Source organism: Oceanobacillus neutriphilus (genome assembly GCF_014645515.1).
GTDB lineage: Bacteria > Bacillota > Bacilli > Bacillales > Amphibacillaceae > Oceanobacillus > Oceanobacillus neutriphilus.
Map to the genome: position 1 here is coordinate 260,858 of NZ_BMLW01000003.1, position 16,785 is coordinate 277,642.

Sequence of the window (16,785 nt, forward strand, 5' to 3'; positions counted from 1 at the left end):
GTGCAATGGTAATTATACGCTGATATAATAATTTGGGAAAGGATGAATTGATTCCATGGAAAAAAGAAATAAAAAACGTATTATATTCACTGGCGGCGGTACTGCCGGTCATGTCATTGTTAATTTAGCACTTATACCATATTATCAGGAACAGGGTTATGAGGTAGAATACATCGGATCTTATGAGGGAATCGAAAGAAACCTGATTGAAAAGCTGGATGGCGTGGCGTATCATCCAATATCCACTGGTAAACTGCGACGCTACATGTCTAAGGAAAACTTTAAAGATCCATTTAAAGTCTTAAAGGGAACGATGCAGGCTTTTCGCATTTTGGGAAAAAGAAAAAAGCCGGCAGTTGTTTTTTCAAAAGGCGGCTTTGTATCCGTACCGGTTGTTGCGGCTGCAAAATTAAGAGGAATTCCTTCCGTTATTCACGAGTCGGATTTCACACCGGGTCTGGCTAATAAGCTGTCCATACCATTTACAAAAAAAGTATTGGCAACATTCCCTGAAACAATGAAATATCTTCCGGAAAAGAAAGCTTCTTATGTTGGAGCAGTTATCCGTGATGAATTATTCACAGGGGATAAAAAGACAGGATTGGAATTTGCGCAGCTCACGGGAGAAAAGCCTGTTCTATTAATTATGGGCGGAAGCGGCGGATCTGAGAAGATTAATGAAACGATCCGTGAAGCATTGGATGAATTGCTGACAACTTTTGAAATTATTCATATTTGCGGCAGCGGAAAAGTAGATTCATCTCTTCATGTGCCAGGATATGCGCAATTTGAATATGTGCATGAAGAATTAAAGGATATTTTTGCTGCAACAGACTTTGTTATCTCCAGAGCCGGCTCCAATGCCATTTTTGAATTTCTGGCTTTACGAAAGCCGATGCTGCTAATTCCGCTTTCCCGTGGAGCGAGCAGAGGAGACCAGATTATTAATGCCAATTCTTTTAAGGAAAAAAACTATGCCAAAATTCTTGAAGAAGAAACATTAACAACTGAGAAGCTTATCCAGGAAACAGCTGCGCTGAAAAAAGCTGCTCCAATCATGCTGGATGAAATGAAAAAATATAAAAGTGAAGAATCAAGAAATAAAGTTATTGAAATTATTGAAGCAGTTCAAAAAAAATAAGCTAGCTGTAATTATAAAGAAAGGAAGGACCTAAGCAGATATACCAAGGTCCTTCCTTTCTTTTAGTCTTCTCTTGTAACAATATCTAACTTTCCTGTTTCCGGATCAATAACAAGACCATGAACTTTTATTTCCTTTGGCAGCAGCGGGTGATTACGGATAATACCCACACTTTGTGTCACAGAGTCTTCGATTTTTTCAAAGCCATGGAATTCCTTATGAAGATTAATACCAGAATGCTCCAGCGTATGTAACGTTTCCTCGGATATTCCACGATCAAGCATAGACTGCTGTAATGCTTCTGTATCTACATTGGACATCCCGCAGCCGTGGTGTCCGATAACAACAACTTCCTCTGCTTTTAAACTATAAATTGCTATGAGCAAACTTTTCATAATACTATCAAATGGTTTCCGGATAATAGCTCCGGCATTTTTCACCATTTTCACATCACCATTACGAATATTCAAAGCTTTTGGTAGGAGCTCTACTAAACGCGTGTCCATGCAAGTGAAAATGACCATCCGTTTATTTGGGAACTTGTCCGTTGTATATTCTTCATACCCTTTACTATCGACAAATTTTTCATTGAATTCTAAAAGCTGATCTAAATTCATTTCCTTCATCTCCCTTAATTTAAAATAATAGCACGGATTATAAAATATGAAAATAAAAAAAACAATTGACTTGCGATTTGGAAAAATATATAATGATAGGGCATTCAATTTTCAAATAAATGAGAAAAGGAGGAAAACACAAAATGAATAACCTACAGCGTCAAATCAATCAGATGAATCAATCTAACCAAACAAAACAGAATATGATTTTGTGGCCTCCAAAAACAAAAGGGTGCTCTTTCTTCTAAATTTCAGGGGAGAAAAGTCATACATGGCCGCAAGTTTCCATGTGGCCGGCTGATAAAGGGATAAATAGATTTTTATAAGCGTATGCCGACAAATGGTATATGCTTTTTTGGTGCTTTTTTAAACAGAAAATGGAATGTAAACAAATTCAATGGAAAAGTTTTAAGGTGTAGGAGGCTACATAGAAAGCAGGTGAAAAAATGTTTGCAGTTTTTAAGAAATTAAGCTGGTTCTTTGCACATTATTGGAAAAGATATACGTTCGCAATTATAGCGTTAATCATTGCAAGTGCAATTGGATTAATCCCCCCGAAATTAGTGGGGTATATTATAGACCATATTCAATTTGAAACGTTGACTGCACAAATCCTGACAGCAGTTATCGCAGGATATATTTTATTGCTTATTGTGCATTATATTATCTCGTATCTATGGGATTACACGCTTTTTGGCGGAGCCGTTATTTTAGAACGCTGGATGCGGAGTAAGCTGATGAAGCATTTTCTATCAATGTCACCAACTTTTTTTGGGAAATATCGGACCGGTGATTTGATGGCAAGATCGACAAATGATTTAAAAGCAATCAGTCTGACAGCGGGATTTGGTGTGCTGACATTGGTTGACTCCAGTATATTTATGCTGATGATTATTACCGTAATGGGGTTAACAATCAGCTGGCCGCTGACCATTGCTGCCCTACTCCCACTGCCGATTATGGCAGTCATTATGAATTTTTACGGCAGTGCAATCCATCAGCGCTTTACGAAAGCTCAGGAGGCTTTTGGAGAGATGAATAACAGCGTCCTGGAATCCATACGCGGTGTTCGGGCTGTCCGGGCATTTGTTCAGGAGGAGCATGAGAAAGAGCGATTTGAAGATATGACGAATGATGTATATGACAAAAATATTGAAGTTGCTAAAATTGATGCTCTGTTTGAACCGACGATGAAAATTCTCGTCGGATTGTCTTATACGATTGGAATTGGTTATGGGGCCATGCTTGTATTTGAAAACAGATTGACTTTAGGAGACCTCGTTACCTTTAATGTCTATTTAGGAATGCTGATTTGGCCAATGTTTGCCGTGGGCGAGCTGATTAACATCCTGCAACGGGGGAATGCATCCTTAGATCGGGTAAACAAAACTTTATCCTATACACCGGATGTCCGGGATGTGTTGGAGCCTAAGCAGGTTGAAACGGTTAAAGAAATCTGTTTTCAGGATGTATCCTTTAACTATCCAAATACGGCAGAGAAGGCTCTAAAGGGAGTTTCATTGGATGTGCAGATTGGAGAGACTATTGGTGTTGTCGGAAAAACAGGAGCGGGGAAAACAACGTTATTTAAGTTAATGCTGAGACAATATCCGGACGTACAAGGGAATATAGTTATCTCCGGAGAGGAAATAGAAACAATACCGTTAAAACAGATCCGTGATTGGATAGGGTATGTACCGCAGGATCAAATGATGTTTTCTAAAACAATTCGTGAAAATATTCAATTCGGTAAAGAAGCTGCGACAGATGAAGAAATATTTCGGGCACTTGAGCTTGCATATTTCTCAAGTGACATTCTGCAGCTGCCTGAAGGATTGGATACCCAGGTCGGAGAAAGCGGAATTACATTATCAGGAGGACAAAAGCAGCGTGTAGCTTTGGCACGGGCCTTTATTAAAAATCCGGAGGTTCTTATTTTAGATGATTCCTTATCTGCAGTGGATGGAAAGACGGAAGCGGCAATTATTGCTCATCTAAAAGAGGAACGCAAAAATAAAACTACATTTATAGCTGCGCACCGCTTATCTGCTGTCACGCATGCCGATCATATTATTGTTCTCGAGGACGGCAGGATTGCAGAGGAAGGAAGCCATGAGCAGTTAATGAAAGAGAGAGGCTGGTACTATACACAATACGTTCAGCAGCAAATGGAAGAGGAGGTGTAAGAATGAAGAAGAGTACAGAGCGGCGGTTATTTCAATACGCCTTAAAATATAAAAAAGGAATTATTATCGGTCTTATCTGTTTAGTCATAGCTGTTGCTTTGGAGCTTGCCGGTCCCTTGATTGCCAAACGGGTCATTGATGATCATATATTAGGGGTAGAGGGCCATTGGGAGGCAGTGGAATCAGCTGATGATACTGCAGCTCCTTATCACGGCGAGTTATTAAAACGGTCAGATCGTATTTCAGGGGAAGATACTCTCTCAGGGGATACCTATACTTTGATGCAAATCGGTATTTCCTACTACATTTTTGAAGGAGAGCTGCCACTGACAGGACAGCGGGAAATGAATGATGGCGAATTGACTATTGAGTTAAATGATAATGTTGTTCAGGCCGAAGGAGAGCGTTTATCTGTTCAAGAAGCATATCCATTTTTTGAACCGGAGAAAACACCGATTATCTGGTTATTGGTATTATATATGATTTTATTAGTAATCGCCGGCGTTTTTCAGTTTTACCAGACATTTTTATTGCAAAAGTCTGCGAATCAGATTGTAAAGCAGATGCGGACTGATTTATTTGCACATACTGAGCGGCTGCCGATTAATTATTATATTGATCAGCCGGCAGGGACTATTGTCGCGAGAATTACAAATGATACCGAAGCAATTCGTGATTTATATGAACGTGTTTTATCTATTGTTGTGACCAGTTTAATTTATATGGCTGGAATCTTTGTTGCTTTATTTATTTTAGACCCTAAGCTTGCAGCACTCTGCCTGCTTGTCATTCCGTTATTATACGGATGGATGCAGCTTTATAAGTATTTTGGCAGTAAGTATAATAAGGTTATTCGAAAAACAATCAGTCAGATTAACGGAAATATTAATGAAGCAATCCAAGGAATGCCGATTATTCAGGCTTTTAATAAGGAAAAAGCGATAAAAGAGGATTTTGAAGTATTAAATAATCGTAATTATACATTCCAAAAGAAATTGATCCGTTTAAGTGCGTTGACGTCTTATAATTTAGTAACCGTATTTCGGAATATAACATTTGTCGGTTTCATCTGGTATTTTGGAACTTCTTCCTTTGATATGACAAGTGTGATTTCAATTGGTGTTCTATATGCCTTTGTCGATTACATTAACCGTTTATTTGAACCAGTAACGGATATTGTAAATCAGCTCCCGTTAATTGAACAGGCGAGAGTGGCGGGCAGCCGTGTGTTTGAGCTGCTGGATCAGCCTGCTGAAGAAACGGATAACCGTGAGATCGACAAATATAGAGGAACTATTTCCTTTGATCATGTATATTTTGCTTATCAAAAAGAAGATTATGTCTTAAAGGATATTTCCTTTAAAGTAAATGCCGGTCAGACAACTGCTTTTGTAGGTCATACAGGCTCAGGGAAAAGCTCTATTATGAACCTGCTTTTCCGTTTTTATGATCCGCAAAAGGGAAGGATTACCATAGACGGGATGGATACATCTTCTTTATCCAGACAACAGGTTCGCAGTCATATGGGGATTGTTCTCCAAGACCCGTTTTTATTCTCTGGTACTATTTTGAGCAATGTAACGATGCAGGATGAAAAAATTACAAGGGAAACGGCAATCGCTGCATTAAAAGCGGTGGGGGCAGACCGGTTTATTAAAAAGCTGCCTAATGGCTATGATGAAGAGGTAACTGAAAACGGATCTACCTATTCATTGGGTGAGAGACAATTAATTTCCTTTGCGCGGGCACTTGCTTTTGATCCATCTATTTTGATTCTGGATGAAGCGACAGCAAATATCGATACAGAAACAGAGCTGATGATTCAGCATGCGCTGGAGGTGCTGAAAAAAGGAAGAACAACACTTGTGATTGCTCACAGACTATCAACCATCCAGCAGGCAGATCAAATTATTGTTCTGGATAAAGGAACTATTATTGAACAAGGGAATCATGATACGTTGATTGCTGAACGCGGGTCATACTATCAAATGTATCAAATGCAGCAAGGTTCCTTGAAGGTTAGTGTTTAAAATAAAATTGAATAATTGTTAAAGGAAGGCTCATGTATTCTTAAACCAAAGAGTATATGAGCTTTTTAAATAGAAAAAAAGGCTGTTTTTAATAATATTTGTTAAAATAAAGATAATTAATTTACAAGTGAAGGGAGGCTGGATGTTGGACAGCCAGGATGAAAATGACAAAACAAAAAAGCAGATGGATGAAGACTTAATTGAAGATATTGATGATGAGAAAATGCATGAACTGGTTATGCAGGCGAAGGCAGAAGCATTCGAAAGAGCGCAGGCAGAAAAAAATAAGCCTAAACCAAAACGGCGATTTTCAAAGATAATAACCATTTTGATAGCTGTTGCAATGACTTTCTATGTCATTTCATTATTTCCCAGAGTCATATCCATTCCTGCTATAGAATTTCTTCAGGCATCCAGCCGCCTGTCGCAGGATGAACAGGTAGCAGCATACAAAGAAGCTGTTGTTGTTATTGAAACAGATGATAGTAAAGGAACTGGATTCTCTATTTCTGAGGAAGGAAAGATATTAACGAATTATCATGTCATTGAAGATAATCAGACTGTTACTGTTGCTTTTCCAGAGGAAGGTTTATTTCAGGGAGAGGTAGTAGAAGAATATCCGGAGATTGATTTAGCAGTTGTTGAAGTTGACGGTGACAGCTTTCCATATTTAACTTTAGAGGAAGATGCTTCTGTAGAGCATGGAGATTATATCTCCTTTATAGGCAATCCTTTATTTTTCAATGGAATTGCCAATGAAGGTACTGTATTAGGTCCATTGCAGCTTTCCAGCTGGGAGCAGGAGGTTATGATGATCAGAGCTCCTGTATATCGCGGGAACAGCGGCAGTCCTGTCATTAATGAAGAAGGTAACGTGATTGGGGTTATTTTCGCAACATTGAATCATGAAGAACATGGACGTGTAGGTCTTTATGTACCTATAGATTATTTTACAAATCATTAACAATTCAAATAGAGCTGTTTAATTCCCCGGTAAAAGGGTACTAGATAATAAAACCTTTTACGGGGGTGTTTTTATGTTTCTCGGCTCAACATTAACAAATTTAAATATTCATGCTGCAGACGGAGAAATAGGAAAAGTAAAGGATTTGTATTTTAATGACGATTGGGAGTTACGATTTATTATTGTAGATACCAGAAAATGGCTGCCCGGCAAGAAAGTTCTTCTGCCTTTCCATGTACAGGAGGAAATCAACTTGGAAGAAGGATATATCAGGGTAGACAGGGATAAAGAAACGATTCGCGAAAGTCCCAAAGTCCCGGAAGATAATGATTTAATTTCTTCTTATCAGGGAACGGTATTAGATTATTTTGGCTGGAATAATTATAAAGAAAATGCCGTGTTGGACTCGGATCATGGTCCGGTAACCACCGGCAACAGTCAATACAATTACAGAGATATACCGCCAGAATCGGATCTGGCTGCACCTGATGAAGGAAAGAATGATAATCTGAGAAGTATTGACGAATTTATGGAGTTTAAAGCACATGCAAAAGACGGTAAAATTGGTATGCTGGATGATGTTATTTTAACAGAAGACGGAAGGATACAATATCTTGTTGTAAATAGCAGTGAGAGTTATGTAGAAAACAGCTTCTATTTATATCGGGCTGATCAGGTGACATCTGTAGATTGGTTTGAAAAGGATTTGTATTTAGATGATTCTGTAAAAGGTATGGAGCGGGTAACACCATTTAAAAACAAAGAAGAAGTATTCAGTCATTTAAATCATTCATGAATGACTTTATAACCTTTTCATATGAATAAAGAGGGTTGCCTCAATGGTAACCCTCTTTATTCATATGAAGAGGGACGGGAGATAACCAGATAAAGAAAAATCTGTCATTATCTAATTAATTGAGTATGACCTGATATACTTTATTATTTGAATATTTTCCTGTTTTTTAATCGAGATGAGAAAAAAAGACCCTTTATATTTATATTCCTTGATTAAATGTTTTTTACAAACTCCTACATTGTTCTGCTGTATTTTACAAAAATATTGTTTTCCGTCATATTAATTTAAATGAAATGTTATTCATTTGTGATAGTAAGTGCTGTGATTATAGGGTAGTATTATGTATACGGCATTACAAAGGCTGTATATATATAACCAATAAAATTGATTTTATTGCTGACTAAACAATCTATCCGATAAATAATGAAGAAAGACAAAAAAATGGAGATTATTTAATATGAGAATAAAAAATAAAAAGAAACATTTCATAAAAATAAATTTAAAACCCGAAAAAATAAAAATATGTTCGAATTATATGATGATAGGGGGAATCTCCCAATGATGATGACAAAGCAGATAACAGATCCCCCTATTGAAGAAAAGATAGAAGCGATTCAGGCAGGTGATATTGTATTACAAAATGAAATTCTTCAAACGTACAAGCCGTTTATCGCCAAGTGTGTTTCAGAGGTATGTAAAAGGTATATTGATCCTAAGAAGGACGATGAATTCAGTGTAGGATTAATGGCATTTAATGACGCTATTTTTTCTTATGAACAGGATAAGGGCAGTTCATTTCTGTCGTTTGCAAAACTTGTGGTAAAAAGAAAAGTAATTGATTATATCCGTTATCATCAAAAGAGACCTAACCTGTTATCTTTAGATGAAATAAATGATACGGAGCAGATGGAGAATCCGCTGGTTATTGCTGCTGCAAAAGAAAAACATCAAATAGAAGCAGAAAATATCAAGAGGAAAGAAGAAATAGCTTTATTTAATGAAAAATTACAAACTTACAGGCTTACATTGGAAGAATTGACGAAGGCTTCTCCTAAACATAGGGATGCCAGAGAATCTGCGGTTCAGGTGGCTTATATTTTATACCTGGACAGCGAATTAAGTGAGTATGTTTATCGCAAAAAAAAGCTGCCAATCAAGAAATTATTAAAGAAAGTAGAAGTGAGCAAGAAAACCTTAGAAAGGAACCGGAAATTTATTATAGCTATTTTTATTGTGTTGAGCAGTGAATATGCTTATCTTAAGGATTACCTTAAGGATTATCTCAAGGATGTGGAATAATGAAAAAAGGAATTGTGATGGAAATCCATCGCAAATATGCCATTTTACTTTCCAAAAATGGCAATTTTGAAAAGGGGATTATTTTAACAGAGGGAGCCGAAATTGGAGCCGAGGTTATTTTTCAGCCGGTATATGAAAAATTCGGATGGAAAAGGTGCTGGGAAAAATCGCATCGCACTGTAAGATTATCTGCCATTTTTATTCTGGCGCTGTTACTTTTCGGCTTTCCTCTGTATAAAACAGGGTTAAGCGATACAGAAACCCATGCTTATGTTGCCATTGATATAAATCCCAGTCTTGAATTAGAATTGAATGAGGATTTAATCGTTACAGATGTTAATGCGTTAAATGAATCTGCTTGCGAGTTGATAGACGAGGTAAGCAGTATTCAAGACGAGCCCATTACCTCTGTTTTAGCCAGTATTGTTGATGAAAGTGAAGATAAGGGTCTGGCAGATCATAAAACGATGATTGTAGGAATTAGTTATGAGAATCAGGATAGCAAAGATGAAGTCATCACAGAAATTACTCCATACATAGAATCGCTTCCCGATTGGGAGGTTTCAACTTTGATTATTCCAGAAGAGATCCGGGAAATTGCGCAAAATCAAGATAAATCAATGAATGAAATAATGGCTCTTGAAATGGCAAACGGCGAGGAAGGTGAAATAGAACAGGTGAATGATGTTACAACAGACTCAGAAGAAGATAGTGCTATTATTGATTTTTTCTATGGAGAACAAGAGTTTGATTCGGAAGCTGACCGTTCTATGGAACAAGCCAATCCTCCAGAGCAGCAAAATAATAAATATACAGATGATACAACTGATATAGACAATGATGTGAAGGATGATAAAAAAGACCGGAAGACTGGCATACACCAGGATGTTCAGGAAGAGACGGGAAAAGATCACTCCTTCACAGATGATAAAATGATACAAGGGTTAGATAATCCGTCAGAAATGGATATAAATGCAGAACAAAAGCAATATAAGGAAACACAGGAGTTTGAGGAAAAGAAAGAACATAAAAAGCAAGAGGATATGCTGTTTGCGGAAAAAGAGGAAAATGTTTTTCCAAAAGACTCAGAGGAAAATATGAGCGGATATGAACAGGAACAATATGATTCCCAAAATGGAACACAAGTTGTTGAAAACAAAGAGGATATGAATAGAGAACAGGATGATTTTCCTCCAGTTCAGGAGGAAAACACAGAGCCTGAAATGGATACTTATACAGGATAAGACTGTAAAAAAGCAGATGTAAGCCCAAAATGCTTGACTGGCATCTGCTTTTTCAGCAAGTAAATTATTCAATTTCATACATCCATGGACTGCTGATTTGAAGGGCATGTTCCAGATAGTAAAGCAGTGTATTGTGAGATTGTTCAACGTTTTTTTGACTGGACGAATGGTGGTAATCGTAAAGAAAACGTTCGATTTTTTTTGCAAGTAAATCATCATCTGTCCGTGACATTAACAAAAATAAATTATCCCACTGTCCCCATATAGTGTAGTATAAAGCTTTGTCATAGTCAGGCATCTCAGGTATCAAAATTATCACTCCTTTATAAAGAAGGAAGACCATCTTAATATAGACAGGCTAAGTTAAAAAGGTAAATTACCTCGTTTATATCATCTCCATTGCTCTTTAAATATCCCTGCTACTTTCATGGTCTCGTTTCCAAAAATTAACGTTTTTTATGTGCATAAATCCTTACCTTCCTATCCATAATAAAGGCAAACAGGTAAGGAGGAATGAAAATGAAATTACGTTTATTTGCAGTTTTAGCTGTTCTTATGATGGCGTTAGTAGCTTGTCAAAACACGGATAATGGAGATACGAATCCTAACGATAATGAGGGAAATGTTGAGCCGACACGATATCAAGGTCACAACATGGGTGACGATGCAAGGAATCAGGGCCGTGACCATACGTTAGAAAGAGTATCTGACCGTGACAATGATCGTGAAGCCGATTATAATGTATCCAAAGAAGCAGCTGAAAAAATTACAGAAGAAATGGATGATATTGATCATGCCTATGTGCTAACAACGAAAAATAATGCATATGTTGGTGCTAATTTAGATACTGACAATGATGAAATTAGACATGACAATAATAAGGACAATGACGGGATGGAAGTTACTGATGAAGTAAAAGACAAAATTGCAGATATCGTCCGTTCTGTAGATCCTTCTATTGATCACGTTCATGTAACAACTAATCCGGATTTTCTGGACCTAGCTGACAGATATGTCAATGATATGGATAATGGTCATCCAGTCGAAGGCTTCTTTGATCAAATTGGCAATATGATTGACCGTGTTTTCCCGGATGGAAAATAATACAACACCACTCTTTGAATAGTGTTTTACAATTTATTGTGATAAAAATCCAATTCCGTCAGTTTTACAACAGGAATTGGATTTTTATTTTCAAATGGAAAACTTATGTGTAAAAGTATAAAGAAAATGCATCAGCGTATAGCACACCGTTCTTTCCTTTTCTTTGATGTTTATTTCATGTATGATATAAAAAGGTTCAAAGCATTGCAATATTTGAAATAGAAGGAAGTTTTACGATATGATGTATAAGAAGCAGCAGAGGTTCCTGGTTGTAATGAAATTCAATGGGAATGGGCAGCTGGTCACTTTCTGGAAATCATAAAAATGTTGAACCAAAAAAAGCACGGCATGAAGTATCCTGATAAGGATATGTGGCAGGTACGTGATACATTATTTATTAAGAAAGCCGTTTTTTAAATTTACATAATGTTGAGGGAGGAAATAAAGGCTATGAGCGAAAAAGCAATTGCTTACTTAAAAGAAAATCAGGAAGCATTATTAAAAAAATTATATGAATTCTTAGCAATTCCGAGTGTAAGTACAGACCCGGCACACAAGGAGGATATACACCGAGCTGCTGATTTTTTAACCGGGTATTTAAATGAACTGGGGTTTGAAAGCGTAGAAAAAATGGAAACAAAAGGGCACCCGCTTGTTTATGCAGAATATACAGAAGCAGGACCTGAAGCTCCAACAGTTTTACTTTATGGTCATTATGATGTTCAGCCGGTTGATCCAATTGATTTATGGGATAGTGAACCATTCAAGGCAGAAGTGCGGGATGGAAGAATCTATGCCCGTGGATCAAGCGATGACAAAGGACAAACATTTATGCACCTTGCAGTTTTTGAAGCGTTATTAAAAACGGAAGGGAAGCTGCCGATGAATGTAAAAGTCTGTATTGAAGGGGAAGAAGAAATAGGCAGTGAGAATCTTTATGAACTTCTTCATGAGAAGAAAGATCAATTTCAGGCAGATTTTGCAGTTATTTCTGATTCTGGTATGGCAGAAAAAAATCAGCCGACTATTTTGTACGGTTTAAAAGGCTTTACAGGGGTTGAAATTACATTAACAGGACCGGACCATGATCTTCATTCTGGTATGTATGGCGGAGCAGTCCGAAATCCTTTAATGGCAATGAGTCATTTGCTGGCATCTATGAAGGATGAGGATGAAGTCATTACGGTTGATGGTTTTTACGATGGTGTGGAGGATTTGACGCCAGATGAAAGAGAGCTTATGGAAAAAGCGCCGGGAGAAGACTTTGTAAAAGCAACGAACATCCCGGAAACGGTATCTGAAAAAGGGTATACAGCAAAAGAACATACCATGGGCAGACCAACCCTAGAAGTAAATGGACTATTTGGCGGGTATCAGGGAAAGGGTACGAAGACAATTATTCCTTCTACAGCAACTGCTAAAATTACATGTCGTCTTGTCCCTGGACAGGACCCACAGGACATTCAGGAAAAATTAGTGGACCATATTCATAAACATGCTCCATCAGGTGTCCATGTTCATGTGGAAAAGGAAAAGCTTTCTGCAAAAGCATATAAAGTAGAACCGGATCACCCATTAATTAAAAAAGCGGCTAAAAGCTATACAAAAGCGTTTGGAAAAGAAACAGTTTTCCTGAGAATGGGAGGCTCCATTCCTGTAGTGGAATGGCTGGAAGCTGCATATCAATATCCAATTGTTCTTTTAGGGTTTGGTACACCGGAAGACCGGCTTCATTCGCCAAATGAAAGCTTTCCGGTTGACAGCTTTGAAAAAGGTATGGAAACACTAGCTTATTATTGGAATGAACTGTAATACATTGTAAGTATTGACAAAAGATCAGCTTTCAATCGGTTAGACCTGGTTGAGGCTGATTTTTTACAAAGGGGAATAAATAATAATTAGAACAGAGAGGGGCAAAGCGTATGGAGACAGCAATTATTACTGGAGCTTCGAAGGGTTTAGGAGCAGGGCTTGCAAAGCTTTTTTTAGAGTCCGGAATAAATGTAGTGGGGATTTCCAGAACAGATAACACCAATTTATATACCTATGCTAAAGAAAATAATGCTAATTATAATTACGTAGCCTGCGATTTATCTGAAAAAACTTCGATACAGGCAGCAATGAACAACTTAGATGAAACATTATTTAAAGATACCAGCGTGTCTAAAGTATACTTAATTAATAATGCAGGCCTGGTCGATCCAATTGATCGTGCCGAAAATATTGAAGTGGATGATTTAATGAAACAGGTTCACGTAAACACGGTTGCACCAATGATTTTAACGAATCATTTCTTAAAAAAAGCATCAGAAAATAGCGTACAGCTTATTACAGCAATCGTGACTTCGGGGGCGGCTTTAAAACCGAAGTATGGATGGAGTGTATATTGTTCTACAAAAGCAAGTATGAATATGTATACACAAACAGTTGCTATAGAGCAGGCGGAACAAGGGACAGGGCATGCTATCATTGCATTTAGTCCGGGGGTAATGGATACCGGAATGCAAAAGACAATCCGCTCAAGCTCAGAGGGAGCTTTTAAAGATGTAGAAAGCTTTCGTGCATTAAAAGAAAATAATCAATTAAAGGATGCAGATATCATCGGCGGTGTTTTGATTGATATCTTAACCGATGAACATTTAGAAAACGGAAAAATTTATGATGTCCGGGAGTATATTTAAAAAAATAGTCATTCGCCTTCCCAATTTGAGCAGAGCTGCATAAGTTAAAGTAGTTCAGATAGAGGAGGTTATACACATGGGTAGAGAAGAATGTTGTGAAGATCGTCAAAGCTTCGGCTCAGCTGGCTTTGCGTTATTAGTTGTGTTATTTATCTTGTTAATTATTATTGGAACCGCGTATTCAGGCGGCAACCAGTGTTACACTGGCGGTTACTACTGTTAATTATTAAAAAAGACTTACCGGATTTTTCCGGTAAGTCTTTTTTCAAAGGTTAATTGTCCAGATTCTGTAATGTTTCCAAGGTTATTTTTTTCTTTAAATATGTTTTTGCAATATCTGTTAAACCTGCCACAGCGATCAGAAGAATGAGCATGATCAAATAAACATTCTCCATATTTGTATTCCAAAGTATAAGGGTTATAATCCCAAAAAAGGCTGTCTGCCCGAGAGAAATAAATAATGGTGTAAATCTTCCTTTAAATAATTCCTGTTCATCTGTCCAGTGAAGCTTCGGGCTATACACATCGATAAGAAAGTTAATGATTACCGCCAGACAGTTATATAATAAGGAAATACCTATCCAGCCGATTAATATATGAATCGGGATATTTACATATATTCCAATAAAGGTAATCAATATAAATGGTATAAGCGGGATAAGGTAAGCCACCAGCAGTTTCGCAAAAATCAAATGATGAAACGGTATTGGCAGGAATAAATTTAATTTTCGGCTCGGTCCTTCTCTGGAAATAGCAGTGAATGCTGTGGCATTTATACTTAACATAACAATCGAAAGCATAAATAAGATGAGAAAAAGATTTTTTTCCGGTGTAACAGAGCCCAGTGATGATAGTCCTTCTCCCAGGTCTAAAAATAGAATAACAGTTATAAATACGGGAAAAAATAACGGCTGAACAACACACTGCATTAAAAAAGCCGGTGTACGAATGATGATTTTTATTTCTTTCCGTATATATGTTTTTAAAATGGAACGCTGTTTCGTTAATTTATGAGAGGCTTTCTCAGATAAATTTCCTTTACTCCCTGAGCTCATGCCTCTTACGCCCTTCAGGTAAAATCGCTGACCTGCCCAGATAAATAACAATGCAGTGATTATAAAAATAGCCAGGAGGGCCACAATAGCCAGCAAACCTTGCCAGCTATTTGCGAAATGGAGACTGAGTGCCCCAAAGTAGGCAGGTGGAAAAATCGTTGTAATCATCTTTAATAAACCCTCCTGCTCCTGTATATAGGCAGTAAAGGCGCTCATTAACGCTGCATCATCCAAATTTAAACGGACAAGTACATTAACCAGAATAACAAATATCAGGGAACCCGCCCCCATAAAGATTTTGGAACGATCTTTATTTTTTGCGATATTTACATACCGCATCAGGAACATAAGTATAATTGCTACAATAGTAAACGGAATAATTGGAAAAAAAATAAACAAAATAAAACCATAGACATAAAATAAAATAGGTGCACTGCTGATGCTTCCGTAAATAAACAGAAATGGAATAAAAATAACTGCTGAAATTAAATAATTATAAATTAATGGATTTGCTGCTTTACCAATTAATAATTGATAAGGGTGTAAAGGTAACGGGATGTAAGCTGTAATATCATCTGAAAAATAAAATGCTGATAAAATGGTAATAAAAGAAAAGAAGAGCAGTATAGCAGTAATAAAGAGTAATACGAAGCCAAGCAGCATACTCTCCTGATTCACTTCTGTCAGCATGTGATAAACATTTTCAATAATTGCCCCAAAGACCTGCATCATTATGATAAGGAAAAATGGAATCAGAATAACTGCAAGTAAAGCATAAATCCATGTATTACTATGTTTGCCGCCAGACGAATACTGCATTTTTAACATGATTTTAGTTACTTCCCAAGTATTACGCATCATTCGTCAACTCCAAAAATACATTTTCAAGGGACTGATCTGTTTGATATTTTGCCTGCAGCTCTTCAATCGTTCCATAAAATAACAGCTTTCCGTGATTAATAATGGCTACTTCATCACAAATCTGCTCAACAACTTCCAGACCGTGGCTGGAGAAAAAGACGGTATTCCCTTTGTCAGCATGTTCCCGCATCATTTGTTTTAAAGCATGCGAAGATTTCGGGTCCAGACCGGTTAATGGTTCATCTAAAATCCAAATATCAGGATCATGCAGAAGGACAGACGTAACTGCGATTTTTTGACGCATTCCATGTGAATAACTTTGAATATAATTTCCGAGCGCATGATCAATTGCAAATTGTTCTGTAAGGTATTTGATTTTCTCCTGGCGCATTTCTTCAGGAACCTGATAAATATCTGCAATAAAATTAAGATATTCTAATCCTTTTAATCTTAGAAAGATATCTGAGCGGTCAGGGACGAATCCGAAAATCTGCTTCGCCTTTAAGGGTTCTTTTTCAATATCGATACCATTTAGAGAAATTCTCCCTTTATCAATTGGTAAAATTCCGGTCATCATATTAATCGTAGTAGATTTACCTGCTCCATTTGGTCCGAGGAAACCGACAATTTTTCCATCAGGAACGGTTAATGTTAAATCTTCAATAATTTGATTTTTTCCATCAAAGCTTTTATTAATTTGAGCTATTTCTATCATTAGGAAGCCTCCATTTTTTGTTATTAACTCAACTTTCGTACCTTAAAAAATAACTTGCTTATCATAGAGACAGGTGTTGATCGTTCTTTCCA

Annotated in this window: 15 protein-coding genes; 11 read left to right on the top strand and 4 right to left on the bottom strand. The window is 37.2% G+C overall.

Annotated elements, in window-relative coordinates; translation table 11 throughout:
- Nucleotides 1-55 precede the first annotated feature (55 nt).
- Nucleotides 56-1,141 carry an undecaprenyldiphospho-muramoylpentapeptide beta-N-acetylglucosaminyltransferase gene (gene murG, locus IEX29_RS06775; RefSeq protein WP_188733702.1) on the top strand — a complete coding sequence of 362 codons (1,086 nt, stop codon included), beginning with the start codon at nucleotides 56-58 and terminating at the stop codon, nucleotides 1,139-1,141.
- Between the two features lie 62 nt (nucleotides 1,142-1,203).
- On the opposite strand, the gene IEX29_RS06780 is transcribed toward murG, so the two are convergent.
- On the bottom strand, nucleotides 1,204-1,758 hold the full coding sequence (locus IEX29_RS06780; RefSeq protein ID WP_373290654.1) for a beta-class carbonic anhydrase: 555 nt from the start codon (nucleotides 1,756-1,758) through the stop codon (nucleotides 1,204-1,206).
- Between the two features lie 446 nt (nucleotides 1,759-2,204).
- Between IEX29_RS06780 and IEX29_RS06785 the strand changes: the two genes are divergently transcribed.
- The 6 genes from IEX29_RS06785 (at nucleotide 2,205) to IEX29_RS06810 (ending at nucleotide 10,277) form a co-directional block, all read left to right on the top strand.
- Complete coding sequence (locus IEX29_RS06785; RefSeq protein WP_188733704.1) at nucleotides 2,205-3,944, top strand: ABC transporter ATP-binding protein; 1,740 nt, start codon at nucleotides 2,205-2,207, stop codon at nucleotides 3,942-3,944.
- A 2-nt stretch (nucleotides 3,945-3,946) separates the two neighbouring features.
- Nucleotides 3,947-5,974 carry an ABC transporter ATP-binding protein gene (locus IEX29_RS06790; RefSeq protein ID WP_188733705.1) on the top strand — a complete coding sequence of 676 codons (2,028 nt, stop codon included), beginning with the start codon at nucleotides 3,947-3,949 and terminating at the stop codon, nucleotides 5,972-5,974.
- 142 nt (nucleotides 5,975-6,116) lie between these two features.
- The gene (locus IEX29_RS06795; RefSeq protein WP_188733706.1) at nucleotides 6,117-6,938 is read left to right on the top strand and encodes a S1C family serine protease; all 822 of its coding nucleotides are present in this window, start codon (nucleotides 6,117-6,119) and stop codon (nucleotides 6,936-6,938) included.
- A gap of 73 nt (nucleotides 6,939-7,011) precedes the next feature.
- Complete coding sequence (locus IEX29_RS06800; RefSeq protein WP_188733707.1) at nucleotides 7,012-7,734, top strand: PRC-barrel domain-containing protein; 723 nt, start codon at nucleotides 7,012-7,014, stop codon at nucleotides 7,732-7,734.
- Between the two features lie 558 nt (nucleotides 7,735-8,292).
- Complete coding sequence (sigI, locus tag IEX29_RS06805; RefSeq protein WP_188733708.1) at nucleotides 8,293-9,033, top strand: RNA polymerase sigma-I factor; 741 nt, start codon at nucleotides 8,293-8,295, stop codon at nucleotides 9,031-9,033.
- Complete coding sequence (locus IEX29_RS06810) at nucleotides 9,033-10,277, top strand: anti-sigma-I factor RsgI family protein (protein ID WP_188733709.1); 1,245 nt, start codon at nucleotides 9,033-9,035, stop codon at nucleotides 10,275-10,277. Before sigI ends, IEX29_RS06810 begins: the two co-directional genes overlap by 1 nt.
- A 64-nt stretch (nucleotides 10,278-10,341) precedes the next feature.
- On the opposite strand, the gene IEX29_RS06815 is transcribed toward IEX29_RS06810, so the two are convergent.
- Nucleotides 10,342-10,575 carry a YhdB family protein gene (locus tag IEX29_RS06815; protein ID WP_188733818.1) on the bottom strand — a complete coding sequence of 78 codons (234 nt, stop codon included), beginning with the start codon at nucleotides 10,573-10,575 and terminating at the stop codon, nucleotides 10,342-10,344.
- Between the two features lie 221 nt (nucleotides 10,576-10,796).
- Here IEX29_RS06815 and IEX29_RS06820 point away from each other — a divergent pair, with 221 nt between their 5' ends.
- The 4 genes from IEX29_RS06820 (at nucleotide 10,797) to IEX29_RS06835 (ending at nucleotide 14,285) form a co-directional block, all read left to right on the top strand.
- Nucleotides 10,797-11,381: a YhcN/YlaJ family sporulation lipoprotein gene (locus IEX29_RS06820; protein ID WP_188733710.1), complete on the top strand. Its 585-nt coding sequence runs from the start codon at nucleotides 10,797-10,799 to the stop codon at nucleotides 11,379-11,381.
- A gap of 450 nt (nucleotides 11,382-11,831) precedes the next feature.
- Complete coding sequence (locus IEX29_RS06825; RefSeq protein ID WP_188733711.1) at nucleotides 11,832-13,193, top strand: dipeptidase; 1,362 nt, start codon at nucleotides 11,832-11,834, stop codon at nucleotides 13,191-13,193.
- Between the two features lie 110 nt (nucleotides 13,194-13,303).
- Nucleotides 13,304-14,062 (top strand): (S)-benzoin forming benzil reductase, encoded by a 759-nt coding sequence (locus tag IEX29_RS06830; protein WP_188733712.1) that lies wholly within the window; start codon nucleotides 13,304-13,306, stop codon nucleotides 14,060-14,062.
- Nucleotides 14,063-14,138: 76 nt separating this feature from the next.
- On the top strand, nucleotides 14,139-14,285 hold the full coding sequence (locus tag IEX29_RS06835) for a YjcZ family sporulation protein (protein WP_147208196.1): 147 nt from the start codon (nucleotides 14,139-14,141) through the stop codon (nucleotides 14,283-14,285).
- A gap of 49 nt (nucleotides 14,286-14,334) precedes the next feature.
- Here IEX29_RS06835 and IEX29_RS06840 read toward each other — a convergent pair whose 3' ends face one another.
- Nucleotides 14,335-15,978, bottom strand: a complete 1,644-nt coding sequence (locus tag IEX29_RS06840) for a putative ABC transporter permease subunit (protein WP_188733713.1) — start codon at nucleotides 15,976-15,978, stop codon at nucleotides 14,335-14,337.
- A complete protein-coding gene (locus tag IEX29_RS06845) occupies nucleotides 15,968-16,693 on the bottom strand; it encodes an ABC transporter ATP-binding protein (protein WP_188733714.1) in 726 nt (241 codons plus the stop codon). Before IEX29_RS06845 ends, IEX29_RS06840 begins: the two co-directional genes overlap by 11 nt.
- Nucleotides 16,694-16,785: the final 92 nt, after the last annotated feature.

Coding starts and splice junctions, on each gene's coding strand:
- murG (WP_188733702.1), top strand. CDS start 56: ATGGAAAAAAGAAATAAAAAACGTATTATATTCACTGGCGGCGGTACT.
- IEX29_RS06780 (WP_373290654.1), bottom strand. CDS start 1,758: ATGAATTTAGATCAGCTTTTAGAATTCAATGAAAAATTTGTCGATAGT.
- IEX29_RS06785 (WP_188733704.1), top strand. CDS start 2,205: ATGTTTGCAGTTTTTAAGAAATTAAGCTGGTTCTTTGCACATTATTGG.
- IEX29_RS06790 (WP_188733705.1), top strand. CDS start 3,947: ATGAAGAAGAGTACAGAGCGGCGGTTATTTCAATACGCCTTAAAATAT.
- IEX29_RS06795 (WP_188733706.1), top strand. CDS start 6,117: ATGTTGGACAGCCAGGATGAAAATGACAAAACAAAAAAGCAGATGGAT.
- IEX29_RS06800 (WP_188733707.1), top strand. CDS start 7,012: ATGTTTCTCGGCTCAACATTAACAAATTTAAATATTCATGCTGCAGAC.
- sigI (WP_188733708.1), top strand. CDS start 8,293: ATGATGATGACAAAGCAGATAACAGATCCCCCTATTGAAGAAAAGATA.
- IEX29_RS06810 (WP_188733709.1), top strand. CDS start 9,033: ATGAAAAAAGGAATTGTGATGGAAATCCATCGCAAATATGCCATTTTA.
- IEX29_RS06815 (WP_188733818.1), bottom strand. CDS start 10,575: ATGCCTGACTATGACAAAGCTTTATACTACACTATATGGGGACAGTGG.
- IEX29_RS06820 (WP_188733710.1), top strand. CDS start 10,797: ATGAAATTACGTTTATTTGCAGTTTTAGCTGTTCTTATGATGGCGTTA.
- IEX29_RS06825 (WP_188733711.1), top strand. CDS start 11,832: ATGAGCGAAAAAGCAATTGCTTACTTAAAAGAAAATCAGGAAGCATTA.
- IEX29_RS06830 (WP_188733712.1), top strand. CDS start 13,304: ATGGAGACAGCAATTATTACTGGAGCTTCGAAGGGTTTAGGAGCAGGG.
- IEX29_RS06835 (WP_147208196.1), top strand. CDS start 14,139: ATGGGTAGAGAAGAATGTTGTGAAGATCGTCAAAGCTTCGGCTCAGCT.
- IEX29_RS06840 (WP_188733713.1), bottom strand. CDS start 15,978: ATGATGCGTAATACTTGGGAAGTAACTAAAATCATGTTAAAAATGCAG.
- IEX29_RS06845 (WP_188733714.1), bottom strand. CDS start 16,693: ATGATAGAAATAGCTCAAATTAATAAAAGCTTTGATGGAAAAAATCAA.